Annotated in this window: 17 protein-coding genes and 1 pseudogene; 13 read left to right on the top strand and 5 right to left on the bottom strand. The window is 55.3% G+C overall.

Annotated features, from left to right (window positions below):
* From AXE65_RS14055 to AXE65_RS10765, 12 genes are all read left to right on the top strand, one after another.
* Positions 1-236 (top strand): hypothetical protein (locus tag AXE65_RS14055; RefSeq protein WP_204376557.1); only part of this gene is annotated, 236 nt, incomplete at its 5' end.
* Complete coding sequence (gene thrS / locus AXE65_RS10815; protein ID WP_068392109.1) at positions 199-2,142, top strand: threonine--tRNA ligase; 1,944 nt, start codon at positions 199-201, stop codon at positions 2,140-2,142. The genes AXE65_RS14055 and thrS, both read left to right, overlap by 38 nt.
* A 17-nt stretch (positions 2,143-2,159) precedes the next feature.
* Entirely contained in the window at positions 2,160-2,696 is a 537-nt protein-coding gene (gene infC / locus AXE65_RS10810; protein WP_068392106.1) for a translation initiation factor IF-3, read from the top strand.
* Between the two features lie 87 nt (positions 2,697-2,783).
* Entirely contained in the window at positions 2,784-2,978 is a 195-nt protein-coding gene (rpmI, locus tag AXE65_RS10805; RefSeq protein ID WP_068392103.1) for a 50S ribosomal protein L35, read from the top strand.
* Positions 2,979-2,993: 15 nt separating this feature from the next.
* The gene (rplT, locus tag AXE65_RS10800; protein WP_068392100.1) at positions 2,994-3,350 is read left to right on the top strand and encodes a 50S ribosomal protein L20; all 357 of its coding nucleotides are present in this window, start codon (positions 2,994-2,996) and stop codon (positions 3,348-3,350) included.
* A gap of 96 nt (positions 3,351-3,446) precedes the next feature.
* Entirely contained in the window at positions 3,447-4,454 is a 1,008-nt protein-coding gene (pheS, locus tag AXE65_RS10795) for a phenylalanine--tRNA ligase subunit alpha (RefSeq protein WP_068392097.1), read from the top strand.
* A gap of 14 nt (positions 4,455-4,468) precedes the next feature.
* Entirely contained in the window at positions 4,469-6,841 is a 2,373-nt protein-coding gene (gene pheT, locus AXE65_RS10790) for a phenylalanine--tRNA ligase subunit beta (RefSeq protein WP_068392093.1), read from the top strand.
* 11 nt (positions 6,842-6,852) lie between these two features.
* Positions 6,853-7,146, top strand: a complete 294-nt coding sequence (locus AXE65_RS10785) for an integration host factor subunit alpha (RefSeq protein ID WP_204376556.1) — start codon at positions 6,853-6,855, stop codon at positions 7,144-7,146.
* An 84-nt stretch (positions 7,147-7,230) separates the two neighbouring features.
* Positions 7,231-9,030 carry a translation elongation factor 4 gene (gene lepA, locus AXE65_RS10780; RefSeq protein ID WP_068392089.1) on the top strand — a complete coding sequence of 600 codons (1,800 nt, stop codon included), beginning with the start codon at positions 7,231-7,233 and terminating at the stop codon, positions 9,028-9,030.
* Positions 9,031-9,053: 23 nt separating this feature from the next.
* Positions 9,054-9,926, top strand: a complete 873-nt coding sequence (gene lepB, locus AXE65_RS10775; protein ID WP_068392086.1) for a signal peptidase I — start codon at positions 9,054-9,056, stop codon at positions 9,924-9,926.
* Between the two features lie 33 nt (positions 9,927-9,959).
* Positions 9,960-11,012 (top strand): DNA polymerase IV, encoded by a 1,053-nt coding sequence (gene dinB / locus AXE65_RS10770; RefSeq protein ID WP_068392082.1) that lies wholly within the window; start codon positions 9,960-9,962, stop codon positions 11,010-11,012.
* Positions 11,013-11,149: 137 nt separating this feature from the next.
* Positions 11,150-11,932 carry a Fic family protein gene (locus tag AXE65_RS10765; protein WP_068392079.1) on the top strand — a complete coding sequence of 261 codons (783 nt, stop codon included), beginning with the start codon at positions 11,150-11,152 and terminating at the stop codon, positions 11,930-11,932.
* A gap of 37 nt (positions 11,933-11,969) precedes the next feature.
* Here the strand turns inward: AXE65_RS10765 and AXE65_RS10760 are convergent, their stop codons facing one another.
* The 4 genes and pseudogenes from AXE65_RS10760 to AXE65_RS10745 form a co-directional block, all read right to left on the bottom strand.
* Positions 11,970-12,398, bottom strand: a complete 429-nt coding sequence (locus AXE65_RS10760) for an META domain-containing protein (RefSeq protein ID WP_068392076.1) — start codon at positions 12,396-12,398, stop codon at positions 11,970-11,972.
* A gap of 16 nt (positions 12,399-12,414) precedes the next feature.
* Entirely contained in the window at positions 12,415-14,832 is a 2,418-nt protein-coding gene (locus AXE65_RS10755; RefSeq protein WP_068392073.1) for a membrane-bound PQQ-dependent dehydrogenase, glucose/quinate/shikimate family, read from the bottom strand.
* A gap of 131 nt (positions 14,833-14,963) precedes the next feature.
* A complete protein-coding gene (locus tag AXE65_RS10750) occupies positions 14,964-15,782 on the bottom strand; it encodes a CheR family methyltransferase (RefSeq protein ID WP_068392070.1) in 819 nt (272 codons plus the stop codon).
* Between the two features lie 37 nt (positions 15,783-15,819).
* Positions 15,820-16,287: pseudogene (locus tag AXE65_RS10745) on the bottom strand (chemotaxis protein CheW); the annotation flags it as partial.
* A gap of 94 nt (positions 16,288-16,381) precedes the next feature.
* On the opposite strand from AXE65_RS10745, the gene flgA reads away from it, so the two are divergent.
* Entirely contained in the window at positions 16,382-17,077 is a 696-nt protein-coding gene (flgA, locus tag AXE65_RS10740) for a flagellar basal body P-ring formation chaperone FlgA (protein ID WP_068392065.1), read from the top strand.
* A gap of 44 nt (positions 17,078-17,121) precedes the next feature.
* On the opposite strand, the gene AXE65_RS10735 is transcribed toward flgA, so the two are convergent.
* The gene (locus tag AXE65_RS10735) at positions 17,122-19,164 is read right to left on the bottom strand and encodes an EAL domain-containing response regulator (RefSeq protein WP_068392062.1); all 2,043 of its coding nucleotides are present in this window, start codon (positions 19,162-19,164) and stop codon (positions 17,122-17,124) included.
* Between the last annotated feature and the right edge of the window lie 69 nt (positions 19,165-19,233).

Below are 19,233 nucleotides of genomic sequence, written 5' to 3'. Positions count from 1 at the left end.
AGGTTGTACACATTGGCTGCATGCTGCGCCTAGTCTGGCGAAATTTTGAGCAGCAGCGCGGCTCGCGTTTGAAGCGGGAGCAGACCCTAGGTGACGGCACTCTTGTCTTTCCTTTAGTATTGCGGGTTTTGATTAGCAAGCGGCGACGGTCTTCTCTTAAAGAAGGCCTTGCCGGGGCGACTTTGTCGGAGGAAATCCATGCCCATTATTACCCTGCCCGACGGCAGTGTCCGTAAATTTGACCAGCCAGTTTCAGTGCTGCAAGTGGCCGAAACGATCGGGGCGGGGCTTGCCAAGGCCACCTTGGCAGGGCGGGTCAATGGCCGTTTGCTCGATGCCTGCGACCTCATCACAGAAGACGCAACGCTCGCCATTATCACGCCCAAGGATAACGAAGGCTTAGACATCATCCGCCACTCCTGCGCCCACTTGGTCGGTCACGCGGTCAAGCAGCTTTATCCAGCGGCAAAAATGGTTATTGGTCCGGTCATTGAAGAAGGCTTTTATTACGACATCGCCTCGCTGCAGCCTTTTACCTTGGACGATTTGGCCGCTATCGAAAAACGCATGAGCGAGCTGATCGCGCAGGATTACAGCGTGATCAAAAAGATCACCCCACGCGATCAAGTGATTGCGCTGTTTAAATCACGCGGCGAGGATTACAAGCTGCGCCTGATTGACGATATGCCGGATGAACAGGCGATGGGACTGTATTTCCACCAAGAATATGTGGACATGTGCCGCGGCCCGCACGTACCCAATACGCGCTTTCTTAAAGCCTTTAAGCTCACCCGTATTTCCGGCGCGTACTGGCGCGGCGACTCCAAAAACGAGCAATTACAACGGATTTACGGCACGGCTTGGGCGGATAAAAAACAACTTGCCGCCTATATCCTGCGCATTGAAGAGGCCGAAAAACGCGACCACCGCCGCCTTGGCAAGCAACTGGGTTTATTCCACGTACAAGAAGAAGCGCCCGGCATGGTGTTCTGGCACCCGCACGGCTGGACGCTCTATCAAGTGCTTGAGCAATATATGCGCAAGGTGCAGACCGATCACGGCTATGTCGAAGTACGCACGCCGCAAGTGGTTGACCGCATTCTCTGGGAACGCTCCGGCCACTGGTCGAACTACGCCGAGAACATGTTTACAACGGCTTCAGAAAACCGCGATTACGCGGTTAAACCGATGAACTGCCCGTGCCATGTGCAGATATTCAATCAGGGTCTGCGCTCCTACCGCGACCTGCCGCTGCGTCTGGCCGAATTTGGCGCGTGCCACCGTAACGAGCCGTCCGGCGCACTGCACGGGCTGATGCGCGTGCGCGGCTTTACCCAGGATGACGCGCATATTTTCTGCACCGAAGCCCAGGTCAAGCAGGAAGCGGCGGACTTTATCCGCCTGACCTTGCAGGTCTACGCCGACTTTGGCTTTACCGACATTGCCATGAAGCTCTCCACCCGCCCGCAGAAGCGGGTAGGCTCAGATGAACTGTGGGACAGAGCCGAACAAGCGCTGGCCGATGCACTTAACGAATCCGCCCTGCCTTGGGAATACCTTCCCGGGGAAGGTGCCTTCTACGGCCCCAAAATCGAGTTCACTTTAAAAGACTGCCTGGGCAGAAACTGGCAGTGCGGCACCTTGCAGTACGACCCCAACCTGCCCGAACGCCTGGATGCCAGCTACGTTGCCGAAGACAACAGCAGGCTGCGTCCGGTGATGCTGCACCGCGCCATTTTGGGGTCATTCGAGCGCTTTATCGGCATGCTGATCGAGCACTACGCAGGCGCATTCCCCGCTTGGCTTGCGCCGCTGCAAGCTGTGGTCATGTGCATTACCGATCGCCAAGCGGATTTTGTGCAGCAGGTTGAAAAACAGCTTAATGAGCTAGGCTTTCGAGTGAAATCCGACTTGAGAAACGAAAAAATCGGCTTTAAAATCCGCGAGCATACCTTGCTCAAGGTACCTTACCTACTGGTAGTAGGCGATAGGGAAGTCGAAACCGCTTCACTTTCTGTGCGCACACTCTCAGGCGTTGACCTAGGTTCAATGCCGGTTGCGGACTTTGCCAAGCGCCTTTCGCAAGAGGTTGCCCGCCGTGGGCGCAAGGCTGTGCAAGACCCTAAAGAATCTTTGGAGTAAACACCATCAAGCGTGAAATAAGGCAAGACCGGCGCGGTGGAGCGCCCAAAGCGCCCATCAACGAAAACATCACAGCGCGTGAAGTGCGCTTGATTGGCAGCGACGGCCAGCAAATTGGCGTGGTTTCCATTGAAGAAGCTCGCCGCACCGCCGACGAAGCCAAATTGGATTTGGTGGAAATCGCCGCCGATGCGCAGCCTCCGGTCTGCCGCATCATGAACTACGGCAAATTCCTGTTTGAGAAGAAAAAACAGGCGGCTGTCGCGAAGAAAAACCAGCATCAGCAGCAAATCAAGGAAATCAAATTCCGCCCGGGAACGGACGAAGGCGACTACCAGGTCAAGCTGCGCAACTTGGTGCGCTTTTTATCCGATGGCGACAAAGCCAAGGTCTCCTTGCGCTTTCGTGGTCGTGAAATGGCGCATCAGGAACTGGGCATGGAACTGCTCAAACGGGTAGAGGCCGACCTTGCCGAATATGGCGCGGTCGAACAACACCCGAAGATGGAAGGCCGTCAACTTTTGATGGTTATCGCGCCGAAAAAGCGCAAGTAACGCAACTTTTAAGTTGCCGCATCACCTCCCGGGCACAGGCAGGCCTGATGGTGATGTGTTTTCGCTCACATTTAAGGAGTACCCAACATGCCAAAGATGAAGACCAAAAGCGGCGCAGCCAAGCGCTTTAAGCAAACCGGCAGCGGTTTAAAGCACAAGCACGCCTTTAAAAGCCACATCCTTACCAAGATGAGCACCAAGCGCAAACGCCAACTGCGTGGCACCACACAGCTCAGCCCGTCCGATGTTCGCCGCGCTGAACGCGCTTTGCGTCTGCGTTGATTGGGGGATTAGACAATGGCTCGTGTTAAACGTGGTGTAATCGCCCGTGCTCGTCACAAAAAAATCCTCAAACTCGCCAAAGGCTACTACGGCGCTCGCTCGCGCGTATTTCGTGTTGCCAAACAAGCGGTTATCAAAGCCGGACAGTACGCGTACCGCGACCGCCGTCAGCGGAAACGTCAGTTCCGCGCACTGTGGATTGCCCGTATCAACGCCGCTGCCCGGCAAAACGGCCTCTCCTACAGCCGCTTGATTGACGGTTTGAAAAAAGCCCAGGTGGAAATTGACCGCAAGGTTCTGGCAGAACTTGCGGTCAACGAGAAACTTGGCTTTGCTGCCATTGCCGAAAAAGCCAAGTCGGCCTTGGCTTAATTGGCCTTTAAGCAAGACCAGTAGGGGAAGGGTTTGTACCCTTCCCCTATTTTTTTGTAGTTCTCCTCTTTTTTGTAACAGCGCAGGAATTTCGTCGTGGAACATCTTGAAAGTCTACAGAGCGAAGCACTCGCCGCCATCGCGCAAAGCCGCGATTTAAGCGACCTTGAAGCCGTGCGCGTGGCCTACTTTGGCAAAAAAGGGGCGCTGTCGTTACTGATGAAAGGCTTAAGCCAACTCTCTGCCGAAGAACGACCGGCGGCTGGAGCAGGTATCAACCAAGTGCGCAGCGCCGTACAAGCCGCGCTGGATAATCGCTCAGAAGCACTGCAACAAGGCGCACTCGATCAGCGTCTTGCCGCTGAGCGTATCGATGTAACCCTACCCGCGCGAGGCGAAGCCAGTGGTGGCCTGCACCCGGTGACGCGTACTTTGGAGCGCGTGGTGCAGTTTTTTAGTCATATCGGCTTTAGCGTGGCCGAAGGCCCTGAAGTCGAAGACGACTACCACAACTTCGAGGCGCTTAATATTCCCGCCCACCATCCGGCGCGGGCCATGCACGATACTTTTTATTTCGATACCACCCGTTTGCTGCGTACCCACACCTCGCCGGTGCAAATCCGCACCATGCACAAGCAGCAGCCGCCCATTCGCATTGTCTGCCCGGGGCGCGTCTACCGCTGCGATTCAGACATTACCCATTCGCCGATGTTCCACCAAATCGAAGGACTGATCATCGACGAAGGCATCAGTTTCGCCGACCTTAAAGGCACTATTGAAGCTTTTTTGCGCGTATTTTTTGAAAAACCGCTCGGCGTGCGCTTTCGCCCGTCCTTCTTCCCGTTTACCGAACCTTCCGCCGAAGTGGATATGCAGCGCGTGCGCACGCTTGAAAACGGCGAAACGCAAACCGACTGGCTGGAAGTCATGGGTTGCGGCATGGTGCACCCCAAGGTGCTGGAAATGTCCGGCATCGACCCGCAGCGTTATTCGGGCTTTGCCTTTGGCATGGGTGTGGAACGCCTCGCCATGCTGCGCTACGGCGTGGATGATTTGCGCCTGTTTTATGACAACGACTTGCGCTTTTTGCGCCAATTTAACTAACGGGCAATAAGCCGATGAAATTCAGCGAACAATGGCTGCGCACTTGGGTTAACCCCGATGTATCGCGCGATGAACTGATCAAGCGCCTGTCCATGATTGGCCTTGAAGTCGAAGCTGCAACGCCGGTTGCAGGCGTTTTTAGCGGCACAGTGGTCGGCCAGGTGCAAAGCGTAGAAGCGCACCCCAATGCCGACAAACTGCGCCTGTGCCAAGTCAGCGACGGCGAGCAAGTGCTCCAGATAGTCTGCGGCGCGCCCAATGTCCGCGCCGGTCTTAAAGTGCCGCTTGCGCGTATCGGCGCGACTTTACCGGGTATTGTCATCAAAAAAGCCAAACTGCGCGGCGTGGAATCCCAAGGCATGCTCTGTTCGGCGACAGAATTGGGATTATCCGAAGACCATAGCGGCTTGCTGGAGCTGCCCGAAGATGCACCGGTTGGCGAGGATTTGCGCGATTATCTGCAACTGGATGACCTCGCCATTGAGCTGAGCATTACCCCTAATCGCGGCGATTGCTTATCGATAGCCGGGATTGCCCGCGAAGTATCCGCGCTCTATGACACGCCCGTGCAAGCGCCCGCAGCCGCCGAAGTGGCGAGCACTGATCAGCAAACCCTCAGTATCGAATTGAAAGCCCCCACCGCCTGCCCACGCTATCTGGGGCGGATTATCAAAGGCGCAGACCTTAGCCAAAAAACGCCGCTATGGATGGTCGAGCGCCTGCGCCGCAGCGGTATCCGCAGCATTAACGTGGCGGTCGATGTCACCAACTATGTGATGCTGGAATCAGGTCAGCCGCTGCACGCCTTTGATCTTGCCGAAATTAACGGCGGCATTTGTGTGCGCATGGCCGAAGAGGGCGAAACCCTGCGCCTGCTCGATGGTCAAGAGATTCGTCTCGATAGCCAAACCCTGGTCATCGCCGACCATCAGCGGGTGCTGGCAATGGCCGGGATAATGGGCGGCGAACACAGCGGCGTAAGCGAAGGCACCCGCGATATTTTCTTGGAAAGCGCCTTTTTTGCCCCACTCGCCATTGCCGGAAAAGCACGCCAGCACGGCCTGCATACCGATGCTTCTCACCGTTTTGAACGCGGTGTAGACCCGGCTCTGCCCTACCCTGCCCTGCAACGCGCCAGCGAACTGCTGATCGCCATCTGCGGTGGGCAGGCAGGCCCCGTCTGCAAGGCGCAAAACGAGCCGCACCTGCCACCTTCGGTGACCATCGAACTGCGTGAACAGCGCATCAGCCAAATGCTGGGCACCGCACTGCCGCGCACCGACATCGTCCGCCTGCTCACAGCACTGGGCCTTGAGTTAAGCGAGACAGGCGAAGGCGCATGGCAAGTTAAAGTGCCCAGTCACCGCTTTGATTTATCGCTGGAAATCGACCTGATTGAAGAACTCGCGCGGCTTTGGGGCTATGACCGGCTACCGAGTCGCTTTCCATCCGCAAGGCTTGCGCTTAGAGATCATCCCGAAGGTCAGGTCGAAGTCTCGCAGCTACGCCAAGTGCTCGCCGCGCGCGGCTATCAAGAAGCCATCACTTACAGCTTTATCGAGCGCACACTGGCCGCACAGTTTGCGCCGGATACCGCGCCTTTGGCACTCGCCAATCCGATTTCCGCCGATATGGCCGTTATGCGCCCGTCGCTCTGGCCGGGGCTGATTAAAGCGCTGCAATACAACCTCAATCGCCAGCAATCGCGCGTGCGTCTGTTTGAATGCGGACTGCGCTTTATCGGCTCGCTGGACGATCTCGCACAAGACAATATGCTGGCCGGACTGATTAGCGGCTCACGCCTGCCCGAAGGCTGGAGCAATGGCCGCGAAAGCGTCGATTTTTACGACGCCAAAGCCGATGTCTGCGCCCTGCTCGCCCAAGGCGGCGCTATTGACAGTTTTCGCTTCGCGCCCGCCGAGCATCCGGCGCTGCACCCCGGACAAACCGCGCAGATTGAGCAAGCGGGCAAACCCATCGGCCTGCTCGGTGCGCTGCATCCGGTGCTCGCACAAAGCCTCCACCTTAGCCAAGCGGTCTTTTTATTTGAACTGCAACTGGGCGCCTTGCAACAAGGCCGTCTGCCAGAGTTTGCCGGTCTTTCACGCTTTCCCGCCGTGCGCCGCGACTTGGCGCTTATCGCCCGAAGCGAACAATCCGCCGGAGCATTACAAGAGTGCATCCGTGAACAGGCGGGGCAATACTTGACCGAGCTGCGCCTGTTCGACCTTTATCAACCCAAAGATAATCCAAAGGAAAAAAGCCTCGCTTTCGGCTTGACCTGGCAGCACCCAACGCGCACATTGACCGACAGCGAAATCAACCAAAGTATCGCTGGCATCCTTAGCGCGCTTAAGCAACGCTTTAAAACAAAACTAAGGACTTAGGGAGAAACCAAGTGACCGCACTGAGCAAAGCCGACATGGCCGACCATCTGTGTAAAGCGCTAAAACTGGACAAACCGGCCGCCAAGGCCTTTATCGAACAGTTCTTTGAACAAATCCGCGCGGCGCTGGAAGCGGGCGAGCCGGTCAAGCTGTCCGGCTTTGGCAACTTTGAACTGCTCAATAAAAACCCGCGCCCCGGCCGCAACCCCAAAACCGGCGAAGAAGTCCCCATCAGCGCCCGCCGCGTCGTCACCTTCCACGCCGGACAAAAACTCAAAAGCCAGGTTGAGACACTGACAGCCTAACCAACCGCCATGCGTGCAATACGCATGGCGGGTTTCATTGCGCTAGAATAGTCGGCCATTTTCTGCCCGTCTTGAGCGCCTTTCGTGAGTGATTTGAGCCATATCCGCAATTTTTCCATCATCGCCCATATCGACCACGGCAAATCGACGCTGGCTGATCGCTTTATCCAGATTTGCGGTGGGCTATCCGAGCGCGAGATGGAAGCTCAGGTGCTCGACTCAATGGATTTGGAACGCGAGCGCGGCATTACCATCAAGGCGCACAGCGTTACCTTGCACTACCCCGCCAAAGACGGCAAAACCTACCAGCTCAACTTTATCGATACACCCGGGCATGTGGACTTTACCTACGAAGTCAGCCGCTCGCTCGCGGCCTGTGAAGGCGCGATTTTAGTGGTTGATGCCGGACAAGGAGTGGAGGCGCAGTCGGTTGCCAATTGCTACACCGCCATTGAGCAGGGGCTTGAAGTCATGCCGGTGCTTAACAAGATGGACTTGCCGCAAGCCGAGCCACAGCGGGTCAAGGCAGAAATCGAGCAGATTATCGGCATCGATGCAAGCGGCGCGGTGCCGTGCAGCGCCAAAAGCGGTGAAGGCGTGATTGACGTGCTTGAACACCTGGTCGCCACCATCCCTGCGCCCACCGGTGAAATAGACGCGCCGTTACAAGCACTGATTATCGATTCCTGGTTTGATAATTACCTGGGCGTGGTCTCTTTGGTACGCGTTAAACACGGCCGCCTCAAAAAAGGCGACAAGATTTTGGTGAAATCCACCGGTAAACAACACCAAGTGGACAGCGTTGGCGTCTTTCGCCCCAAACACAGCGAAACCGCCGATTTAAAAGCCGGTGAAGTCGGTTTTGTGATTGCCGGTATTAAAGATATTCACGGCGCACCGGTCGGCGATACCCTAACCTTGGCGGCGACGCCCGATGTAGAGGTACTGCCCGGTTTTAAACGCATTCAACCGCAGGTTTATGCCGGATTATTTCCGGTCAGTTCCGATGACTTTGAAGATTTTCGTGAAGCGCTGCAAAAACTCTGTCTAAATGATGCCGCTTTGCAATACGAACCGGAAAGTTCAGACGCTTTAGGTTTTGGTTTTCGTATCGGCTTTCTCGGCATGCTGCATATGGAAATTATCCAGGAGCGTTTGGAGCGTGAATACAATCTGGATTTAATTACCACCGCACCTACCGTTTTATTTGAAATAGTCCTTAAAACGGGCGAAACCCTCTGCGTGGACAATCCCTCGCGTTTGCCTGACCCATCGGCCATTGGCGAAATGCGCGAACCCATTGTCCGCGCCAATATACTGGTGCCACAGGAGCATCTGGGTAATGTGATTAGCCTGTGTATCGAAAAACGTGGCATGCAGCGTGATTTACAGTTTGTCGGCGGACAAGTACAACTGGTTTATGACTTGCCGATGAACGAAGTCGTGCTCGACTTTTTTGACCGCTTAAAATCAGCCAGCCGTGGTTATGCTTCACTCGATTACAGCTTTGACCGCTTCCAGGCCGCCAACCTGGTTCGCTTGGATGTATTGATTAACGGTGAAAAAGTCGATGCACTGGCGCTTATTGTCCACCGTGAGCGCGCCGCGCAAAAAGGGCGCGTATTAACGGAAAAAATGAAAGAACTCATCCCCAGACAAATGTTTGATGTCGCCATCCAGGCGGCGGTAGGCGGCCAAGTGATTGCCCGCACCACGGTTAAAGCGCTGCGCAAAAACGTACTCGCCAAATGTTACGGCGGCGATGTGACGCGCAAACGCAAATTGTTGGAAAAACAAAAAGCCGGTAAAAAACGCATGAAACAAGTCGGTAATGTGGAAATCCCGCAAGCGGCGTTTCTTGCGGTACTTAAAGTTGATAGTTAAACCTACCCTTGAGCGCTTAAATAATGTCAATAGATTTTTCACTGCTGCTGGTATTGTTGGTTGCTGTTTGCGGCGCCTTGGCGTTGCTCGACTTTGCCGTGCTGGCACCGCGCAGACGCAGCGCTATTTTGTTATATCAAGGGCAAACGCTGGAGCCGGAACCCGCTGTACTGGATAGGTTAAACCGCGAGCCGTTATTGGTCGGTTGGGGTAAATCGTTATTTCCGGTATTGGCCATTGTTTTGGTTATTCGCTCGTTTTTGGTCGAGCCTTTTCAAATTCCAACCGGCTCCATGCGACCAACCCTGGAAGTCGGCGATTTTATTTTAACCAACAAGTTTATTTACGGTATTCGTTTACCGGTATTGGGCAGCGAGATTATTCCGGTGACCCAGCCCAAACGCGGTGATGTGATGGTTTTTCGCTATCCGATAGACCCTGCTGTTCATTACATTAAACGGGTTATTGGTTTGCCGGGTGATAAAATCCATTATGATCAAGAGAGTAAACAGCTTTATATCAATGGACAATTAATTGAAGAACAGCGGCAAGAGGATGAGCCGGGCAGTCTTGGCAGTATCACCTGGTACCGCGAAAAACTCGGCGAAACCTCGCACCTTATCCGTAAAGAAAACGGCCCCACCCGTTATAACCCCAATACCGACTGCGGCGCTTGTGAATGGACTGTGCCACCAGGCTATTACTTTATGATGGGTGATAACCGTGACGGCTCGCACGACAGCCGCTATTGGGAGAACCCCTATCCCTCCCCCGAACTGCAAGGCATGGTGCCGGAGCGTTATATCGTCGGCAAAGCCTTTACCATCTGGTTTACCTGGCCTTCCCCCAGACTGCAAAACCTGCCGAGCTTGTCGCGGGTAGGCCCGATTAAATAACTATTTTAAGGTAGTGGGCGGCTTACTCTTGCCATGCGCAAGATTATTCATATCGATGCCGATTGTTTTTTTGCAGCAGTGGAAATGCGCGAAAACCCGCGCCTTAGCCGTAGGCCGATTGCCGTCGGCGGTGCGCCAGATAAGCGCGGGGTTATCGCTACCTGTAACTATCCGGCGCGGGCTTTTGGCGTGCGTTCAGCAATGGCCAGTGCCTACGCCAAAAAGCTTTGCCCGCAGCTTTTAATCATCCGCCCGCGCTTTGAGCTGTACCGCGAAGTCTCGCAGCAGATGCGGCAGATTTTTCGTCATTACAGCGAGCAAATCGAGCCGCTGTCGCTGGATGAGGCTTATCTGGATGTTAGCGACAGTGCGCATTTCTCCGGCAGCGCCACGCGCATTGCGGTGGATATTCGCCGCCAAATCCAATCCCAGTTAGGCCTTAGCGTCTCGGCGGGCGTTGCCCCCAATAAATTGCTGGCCAAAATTGCCAGCGACTGGCGCAAACCGGATGGGCTCTTTGTTATCCGCCCGGAACAGGTGCTGGATTTTGTCGCGCCGCTTGCGGTCAGTCGGCTGTACGGCGTGGGCAAGGTGACGGCGGGCCGGCTGGAGCGTTTAGGCATTCACACCGCTTTGGATTTACGCCAGCGCGATTTACTGGAACTCACTCGCCTGTTTGGCCGCTTTGGCGAGCAGCTTTGGCAGTTTGCCCGAGGTATTGACGAACGCCCACTGGAAACCTCCAGCAAGCGCCAGTCCTTAAGCGTGGAAACCACCTTTGTGCGGGATTTGCCAGATATTGAGGCTTGCCTTGCAGAATTGCCCAAGCTGCTCGCCGAACTTAAACAACGTCTGCAAAAACTTAACGGCTACCGCGTCGGCAAACCCTTTGTCAAAGTCAAATTCTGCGACTTTAGCCAAACCACGCTGGAACAAACGGGCGCACAGCCCGACCTTGCAGGCTTTGCCGCGCTGCTGCGCAAAGCGCACGCCCGCGCGGGAAAACCGGTACGCCTTTTGGGCATCGGCGTTCGCCTGATGGATTTAGGCGCAGAAGGCGAGCAGCTTTTATTGTTTAGGACATAATCTTTAAGTTTCTACAACGGGTTTATTGGGCTATTTTGCACAACTAATTGGATAGTATTGGATAAAATATCATCACACTAAAGAACGATAAAACCATTAAACCGCAGCCCTTTTTAATACCGATGGAGGGGTGAAAAATGCAGCTTTTTGAAAGTCTTGGTTTTCATTGGGAACGCTCTGTTGTGCCTGCGAAAATCCCTGTTCACTCGATCGAACGAGTCTGCTTTCGATTTTACAAAATGCTTCCTGAATTTGTTTGGGATGCGGGTGTTTTAGAGGGTAATCCCTTTACCTTTCCAGAAGTTAAGACTTTACTGGATGGTGTGACTGTGGGAGGGCATAAACTCTTTGACCAAGAACAAATTTTAAATTTGGCTGAAAGCTCAAAAACACTGCTTGGCTTGGTTAAAACAAAAAAATTTGCTCTGAACAAGAACACATTCTGTACATTACATGGGCAAGTGGCAAAAAATGAAGCACTGGAGTGGGGGCTTTTTCGCGGCGAAGGCCAAGAAATCAACTTTAGTCCCATGGTGAGTCTTGGAGAAAAAGGCGTTTATACGCCAATGCCTACAGAAAAAGACGCCATTAACCTCAACAAAAAATTTGCAAGTGGACTTCACGCATTAAATCAAGAAGTTCACCAGCCTTTTGAGCAAGCCTGTTTGTTTTTTCTTTTTGGTGCGTTACAGCAATTCTTTTTTGATGGTAATAAGCGCGCCTCACGCTTGATGATGAATGGCATTTTAATGTCAAATGGAATGGATGCCATTAGCGTTCCGGCGGCAACGGTGCAAGAATTTAACCATAAAATGGTCGATTTTTATGTCTCCAAGGATGCTACAGAAATGCTGGCTTTTTTGCTTCGCCAGCATCCTGAGTTTGAAAAAATCGAGCAACTGAACAAAAAGGATCGATAGTGCAATGGCTCGGTCACGGCATTATCGTTGTTCGCCGTTAGTCTTCTTCTTTGAGCGGCCACAGGCGGATGGGGTCGCCTTGATCCGCCCAAAGCTGTAGCTGGCCGGTTGTCGAAAAGTCCCAGCGGGTGATTTTGCTCAGCATGTGCAAAAAGCGCTGTTCTTGTTCCATCAGTGCCCCTGGGCAGGCCATTAGGGTGCTGCTGGGGGCAGTGAAGGTAAGCTGCTCGCCGTGCAGCTCATAGCTGCTGAGCCAGCGGTTGCAGCCGCCGTCACCGTAGGCGCGGCCTTCTTCGGCCAGCGTCAGGCTGAGGTGGCTATTGTCAACCAGTGGGCGCTCGCCCAGCCATTCGACTTGCCAGCGGCTGCCCGCTTGCAGGCTGGCAGGTTTTTCGGCAACGGGTAAACGGCCAGTACAGGCTGTTAAAGCGGCTGTCACCAGCAGCACGGCAAGACGGTAGCTCATGGTTATCCCCTTAAAGTTACAGACTGTAGGCAATCACGTAATCGCCGCGATCCTCGTTGCTGCCGGTACGAGTCGCGCCGCCAGCAACGACCACGATGTATTGCTTGCCGTCCGCGCCCATATAGGTCATCGGTGCACCTTGGCCGCCGACCGGCAGGCGCGAGCGCCAGAGTTCCTTGCCGCTGTCGCTATCGAGTGCACGCACGTAAAAGTCCATGCTGCCGTGGAAGAAGGTCAGTCCCCCTTGTGTCACCAAGGGGCCGCCCATCGTTGGCATGCCAAGCGGGATATGCAGCTGGGCTTTGTAGCCCAGAATGGGGCTGTCTTCGATACTGCCGAGCGGCACCTGCCAGCGCGTTTGCCCGCTGACCAAGTCAATCGCGGTCATGCTGCCAAACGGCGGTTTAAAGCAGGGAATGCCGAGCGGCGAAACAAACATCGAGCGCTCCACGCCCCAAGGCGTGCCCAGTTGTTCGGAATACTCGCCTTCCGACGAGGGTTTGAGATTGATGCGTTTGGCCTCTTCGCGTGAGATAAATTGCCCCCACTGCGCCATGCGGATGTCATTGACAATCAGTGTGCCGCTGCGTGCATCCAGTGCGCCGCCGCCCCAGTTCATGCCGCCGTAGTAGCCGGGGTAAATCAGCGTGCGTTGTTTGTCCGATAGCGGGGTAAATTCGCCCTCCCAGCGCATTTTTTTAAATTGGATGCGGCAATAAAGCTGGTCGAATATCGACATGCCCCACATATCGGTTTCCGTTAGCGGTTCAGCGCCGATGGAAAGCACCGAATAAGGCTGAGTTTCGGCAACTTTCATGCCGGGCATGGCATCGGTTGCGACCTTGCGTTGCTCGACTGGGATAACCGGTTTGCCGTTGCGCCGGTCGAGCACAAAAATTTGCCCGCGCTTGGTCAGTTGGATAAGCGCCGGAACGGTGCTGCCATCAGGTCTCGGCAGGTCGTACAAAATCGGCTGCGCGGCGACGTCGTAATCGAACTGGTCAATATTGACGGTACGGAAATGCCAGCGCTCGCGGCCGGTTTTAATCTCCACGGCAACGATGGCGTCGTTGTATTCATCGGAATAGGGATGGCGATTACCCGTCCAGAAATCCGGCGTTTGGTTGCCGGTGGGGAAATAGGCCAACCCTAATTGCTCGTCATAAGCGGCAGTGCCCCAAAAGTTCGGGCTTTCGATAGGATAAACCTCGCCTTCGGGCAATGGCTGACTGTCTTTTGCGCCACGCGAGGCATCCCATGCCCAGAGCAGTTCACCGCTTTGCACATCAAAGCCGCGCACCACACCGGAGACTTCGCCCACGCGCAGATTGTCCTGAATGCGTCCACCCACCAGTATTACGCCGCCCGCTACCAAGGGCGCGGAGGTCAGGTTGTAGGACGTCGGCCCGTTAGGTCCTAAACCTTTAAGCAAATCGACAAAGCCTTGCTCGGCAAAGTTTTTACAGGGTTTTCCGCTTTGTGCATCCAGTGCGAATAAACGCGCATCGCCCGTAGTGCTGATAATGCGCTGCGCACAGCTTGCAGGTTCGGCAATGGTTTCTTGCAGGGCCCCGCCGACTTCGCCCGCCTCTTCGCCCGCCTCTTCACTGATTTCGCGACTGATGCTTGTTGCCGGTATTTCGGCATAAGCTACGCCACGGCAGCGCTTCCAGCCTTTGTTAATCTCAGCTTCTTTGACTTTCGGGTCAAAGCGCCAGATTTCACTGCCGCTGACGGCATCAAGGGCAATAACCTGATTACGCGGGGTGCACAGATACAGGCGGTCGTTCACTTTAATCGGCGTGACCTGATATTCGCCGCCATCAACCGCCAGCTCGCCGGTACGGTACTGCCAAGCGATTTTTAAATCTTTAACATTGCCCTTGTTGATTTGCTCAAACTGCGCAAAGCGCTCGCCGCGCAGATTGCGGCCATAGGCCGGCCAGTCACCCGCGCTGTCTTGTCCGGCATTGATATTAAGCACGCGCAAGGGTTCGGCGCTGGCGGCCACTTCCTCGTGCGGTAAAAACATCCCCGCACCCATACCGCCAAGACCTGCCATCAGCAACAGAGCCAGTACCAGCACCGCCTTGCCCCTCGGTACTGGCCCCGACAATGCAGGTGCGGCCAAGGTTACTACCAGCGTCAACACGGCAAAGGCCGTGATGCGCGGCACCCACTGCCAAAAATCGAAGGCCACTTCCCGGAAGCTCCAATAGCCTGCCGCAAACAGCAGCAGCCAGCTTAGCCAAAAGGCAATGCCCCAGCCGCGCAACAATCCCCAGCCGATCACGGTAGCGACTATGCCGCTTGCCAGATAAAACCAGCTACCGCCCAGCATCAGCAGGTACAGCCCGCCGCCTGCCAGAGCCAATCCCAGCAGCGCAAAAAGAAACCCCAGCGGGGTCAGCAGCCAAGCCAACAGCCTGCCCATGTGTGTATGCCTCGTGCAATCGTGCAAAGTAGTGCGCAGAGGTCGCGCACAAAGAAATAATGCGGTTAATTGTCGCCCACTGACCGGCTCTGCTGCAATCTTTTGTGCCGCAGCGCCCCTCTTCCACTGGATTATTTGGCTTGATAAACAATGCTTTGCTTGCAACGAACGGTTTGAAAGTAATCCCCCAACCCGCCCAGACTTTCGGTTGCGCCAAGCAGCAGGTAGCCGCTTGGTTTTAGGCGCTCGTGCAGGCGCTTGATAATGCTTTCGCGTATGGCTTGCGAAAAATAAATCAATACGTTGCGGCAAAAGATAATGTCGAACTGACCCAGCATGGCGTAGCTGTCCAGCAGGTTTTGCAGACGAAAAGTCACCCGCTGGCGGATGGCGGGTAACACGCGCCAATGGCTTTCATCGATGGGCTTAAAGTAGCGCGCCAGCCGCTCAGCGGACAGTCCGCGGCGGATGGCGAGCGCATCGTATTCGCCACGCTGGCAAACGGCCAGCATGCGCGTTGACAGTTCGCTGGCAATAATTTCTGTGCCGCTACGAAAAAGCCCCGACTGGCTCCGTTCAAATTCATCGATCGACATGGCTATCGAATAAGGCTCTTGGCCGGACGCGGCGGCAGCCGACCAGATCCGCAGCGGCGCATGGCGCGCTTCGGCCAGCCGCGCGGGCAGCAGATGCTCTTTGAGCGCCTCAAACGGGTGTCCATCACGAAACCACAGCGTTTCATGAATGCACATGGCATCGATGACCTGCTCGCGCAAGCGGCCAAACGGGTGTTTTTCCAGTTGTTCGAGCAGATCGTGCAGATTGTCTATGCCGTGCTCGCGCAGCAACGTGCCGAGTTTGGCACTAACCAAATAGCGCTGCTCCGCGCCCAGCACAATGCCGCTTTGATTTTGCAAAAACTGGCAGAAACGCTCAAAGCCATCATTCATTAAATGGCTGCTCAAATCTTTTGCTGAATTCATCCACGACGACTTTAACGATTTTCTCGACATCGATAATTTCTACCAACTGGCCGTCGATATGGGTAACGGCGGTTAAATAGTGGTCTTCGCCGCTACCGGTCGGCGGCGGCAAGATGTGCTGCCAGTGTTGCGTTACCGTGCGCTCCAGCGCACGCACCAAAAAACCCTGCAGGCGCTTGCCGTACTCGGTGATGATGACAAAATCGCCGCCCGCACCATAAAGCCCCGCCTGACCGATGGCGCGCGCCAAGTCCACCACTTGCATGGTGTTGCCGCGAATAGTCGCCAGGCCGCAAACCAGCATATGGCTGCCGGGAATTTGATTAAGCATTGGGCATTGCAGCACCTCACGCACCTTAAATACGTTAATGCCGTAAAGCTGCGCACTACCGAGTCGAAACAGCAATAACTCCAGAGCGCTTTGCCCCGCCAGTTGGCTACGCTGGTCGACCGAATCCATCAAAGTGCTCATATCACTCTCTGTTAAATATCTACCCTCTCCCCGCCTTTCTCCCATCAATGGGCGAGGGCAGCAATCGCGCACGTATTTTGCATGCACTGCCGCCATGAAACTGATCTCACCCCTTATCGGACTCTGGCTTACACTGCCTTTTTCGTGCTTTGCGGCGAATGAAGCGGTTATCGGCAACGCCCGTGTTTTTCTTGAGCAGCAAGTGAAGGATTATTTGCAGCAAATGTCGCTGAGCGGTCGCTGGCAGATTGAATTTGCGCCGATAGATGCGCGTCTTTCCGCCAAATCGTGCAAAAAGCCACTGATGAGCTCGCTTGAAGGCCGCGTGCCGCTTGGCCGCTTAAGCGTGCGCGTGCGCTGCACAGAACCTGCCTGGACGCTGCTGCTGCCCGCGCGGGTGCAGCTCTGGCAGCGCGTGCTCGTCGCGCGTCATCCGTTAAAACGCGGGCATTGGCTGAGCGCTGAGGATGTCACTTGGGTTTTGCGCGATATTGGCAGCTTGCCGCCGGGCTGGCTGACTGAGTTTGACGCACTGCAAGGCCAGCAATTAACCCGTTCGGTCAGCGCCGGGCAATTGCTGATGCATACGCAGTTAAAAGCGGCGCTGTTGATTGCAGCGGGCGAGCAGGTGCAAATCCTTTCGGGCAGCGGCGGTATTCGTGTACAAATGGCTGGCGAGGCGCTTTCCGGCGGCAGCCTGGGACAGCAAATCCGCGTGCGCAATTTAACCTCGGGGCGCACGCTGCGTGCGCGGGTGATTGCACGAGGACAGGTTGAGGTGGATGGCTAATCGAGCCTTTCCCTCGCCCGCTTACGGGAAAAGGGAGAGGGTCATCAGCTCGCGGTGAAGTCGTAGTTCATATCGTCGTTCGGTGCTTGCAGGTAGTAGCCCTGAATATAGTGGGCACCGGCTTGCCAGAGCAGCGAGAGTACGCCAACGGTTTCTACAAAGGGCACGATGCTTTGCTTGTTCTGTTCGGCGAGCTTATCCAGCAACGCTTTTAAACGCTGTTGATTTTCGGCTTCATCCAAGTCTTGCGAAAGGCTGCTGCCGAGCTTGATAAAGTCGGCATCAAGATGCTTAAACAGGGCGAACTGGCGGGCGCTGCCGTCGAAATTTGCCAGGGCGACTTTGCAATGCAGTGCGTGCAAACCACCGATAAGGGTTTGTGTTTGCTTAATCCATTGTTCGGTATCGGCAGTGTTTAACTGGAAAATCAACCGCCCTTTGGGCAGTTTGGCGGCATTGATCACGCTGGCGAGCCAAGGCAGCAGGCTTTGGTCTTGCAGGTTGATGGGCGACAGATGGATAAACAGGCAGGGCGAATCCTTGGCGCTGCGCTGGCGCTTGATGGCATTTAAGATGACCCAGCGGTCGATTTTGCCGAGCAGCCCGGCCTGCTCGGCAACGGGCAAAAAATCGAGTGGCGAAATCTCTTCGCCCTGCGCGGTTTTAAGGCGCAGCAACACCTCATAGTGCTTATCCGACGCACCGCGCAGGCTGACCAGCGGCTGGAACAACAGGCGAAAGCCGTCGCTGGTAAACGCTTGTTGAAGCAGGGCAACGATGTCGCCGCTACCGGCTCTGGCGGCAAGTTCTTCGGACGGGTCAAAGCATTTTAAGCCATTGCCTTGAGCGACGGCACTCGCGCATTGCCGCGCCCGTTCCATGACTTGCACGGCTTCAGCGCTGTCTTGTGCAAGGCCGACCAAGCCAATTGAAAAACTGGTCTGCACGGTGCGCCCGCCCACATCAAACAGACGGCTGGATACCTCTTTGAGCAGCAGGTTCAGACTTTTTCCCATCTGCGGCGCGGTTATCCCGGTTTGCAGCAGACTAAAGGCGTTGTCGGCAAAACGCGCGAGCGACACGTTCTCGTCAAAATGCCCACGCAGCAATTCGGCTAGGCTAATCACCAGTTGTTCGACACCGGACAGGCCTATGCTGGTGAGCAAATCCGAATAATGGTCAATGCGCAGATAGGCTACTGCGGCGGGCGTGCTGCTGGAGGCGGTTTTTTCCAGCAATTTTAAGAAGTGGTTATGGTTGAAAAGCCCGGTGGTGAGATCCTGACTGCTGATTTTCTTGAGTTTTGCTTCAAGTTCAGCATCGCCGTGCTCGCTTCTGATAATCACTTGGGTGCAGGCTTCGCCCTGCCAACGGGCTGGGGAAAACACCATTTTTGCGGCAAAGGGTTTGCCGCTGCTGGTCACGGCGGTCAGTTGCAGCTCCGCTTCTTGTTCGCTTGAAGCCTCCTTGAAAAAGGCCTTGAACTTGGCTTGGTCGGCCTGCGCTATCAGGTCGATGATGGGCATGCCTTCGAGTTCTTCGGCGCTTTCATAGGCAAAACGCTGCCGCCAGCTCTGGTTGCCGTAGATGTGCATGCCGTCGTGAATGTAGGCAATGGCATCCTGCGAACTTTCCAGCAGCAACTGACAGCGTTTTTCCGCTTCGCGGTGCGCCTCCAGAGCCGCGTGCAGGGCGCGGCGGTCTCGCAGATTGGCGAGTTCGCGACTGGCTATCAGCAACAGCATGCGGTCTTCGCCTTGCGCCACCACGCCGCGCGCGCCGCGCTCCAAGGCCTCAACAATGACCGCAGAGCCGCTGTCTTGTTCAACCAATTGAATCAGCGGAATGTCGCGCGAGCGTTTGCTCAGTAGCGCGGCCACTTGCTCTGCACTGATCTGCTCGCAGGCAGGGGCGCAAATCAGCAAATCCCAGCTTTGCATCAGCGACTGCTGCAATTGCTCAGGGCAATCCACGCGCTGCACGCGCACCGAACGTCCGCCCGCGCGAAACAGGTTGGCAATGCGTTCGGCTTCGTTTTGTGAGTCTTCGACCAGTAACAGCGAAGTGGCTCGTTTTGCGTGGTTCATATAGCGACTTCAATGAACAAGCGGGATAAATGGTTGCTCGCTTACTGCAAGAAACCTCGCAAAACTTTG

Origin of the sequence: Ventosimonas gracilis (genome assembly GCF_001580025.1) — a bacterium.
In the GTDB taxonomy this organism is placed as follows: Bacteria; Pseudomonadota; Gammaproteobacteria; order Pseudomonadales; family Pseudomonadaceae; genus Ventosimonas; species Ventosimonas gracilis.
The sequence above is the reverse complement of the archived record's forward strand: the minus strand, read 5'-3'. Positions and strand labels throughout refer to the sequence as shown.

Bases quoted from the DNA above. Each gene is read 5' to 3' on its own strand.
- thrS (WP_068392109.1), top strand. From the start codon at position 199: ATGCCCATTATTACCCTGCCCGACGGCAGTGTCCGTAAATTTGACCAG.
- rpmI (WP_068392103.1), top strand. From the start codon at position 2,784: ATGCCAAAGATGAAGACCAAAAGCGGCGCAGCCAAGCGCTTTAAGCAA.
- rplT (WP_068392100.1), top strand. From the start codon at position 2,994: ATGGCTCGTGTTAAACGTGGTGTAATCGCCCGTGCTCGTCACAAAAAA.
- pheT (WP_068392093.1), top strand. From the start codon at position 4,469: ATGAAATTCAGCGAACAATGGCTGCGCACTTGGGTTAACCCCGATGTA.
- lepB (WP_068392086.1), top strand. From the start codon at position 9,054: ATGTCAATAGATTTTTCACTGCTGCTGGTATTGTTGGTTGCTGTTTGC.
- dinB (WP_068392082.1), top strand. From the start codon at position 9,960: ATGCGCAAGATTATTCATATCGATGCCGATTGTTTTTTTGCAGCAGTG.
- AXE65_RS10765 (WP_068392079.1), top strand. From the start codon at position 11,150: ATGCAGCTTTTTGAAAGTCTTGGTTTTCATTGGGAACGCTCTGTTGTG.
- AXE65_RS10760 (WP_068392076.1), bottom strand. From the start codon at position 12,398: ATGAGCTACCGTCTTGCCGTGCTGCTGGTGACAGCCGCTTTAACAGCC.
- AXE65_RS10755 (WP_068392073.1), bottom strand. From the start codon at position 14,832: ATGGGCAGGCTGTTGGCTTGGCTGCTGACCCCGCTGGGGTTTCTTTTT.
- AXE65_RS10750 (WP_068392070.1), bottom strand. From the start codon at position 15,782: ATGAATGATGGCTTTGAGCGTTTCTGCCAGTTTTTGCAAAATCAAAGC.
- flgA (WP_068392065.1), top strand. From the start codon at position 16,382: ATGAAACTGATCTCACCCCTTATCGGACTCTGGCTTACACTGCCTTTT.
- AXE65_RS10735 (WP_068392062.1), bottom strand. From the start codon at position 19,164: ATGAACCACGCAAAACGAGCCACTTCGCTGTTACTGGTCGAAGACTCA.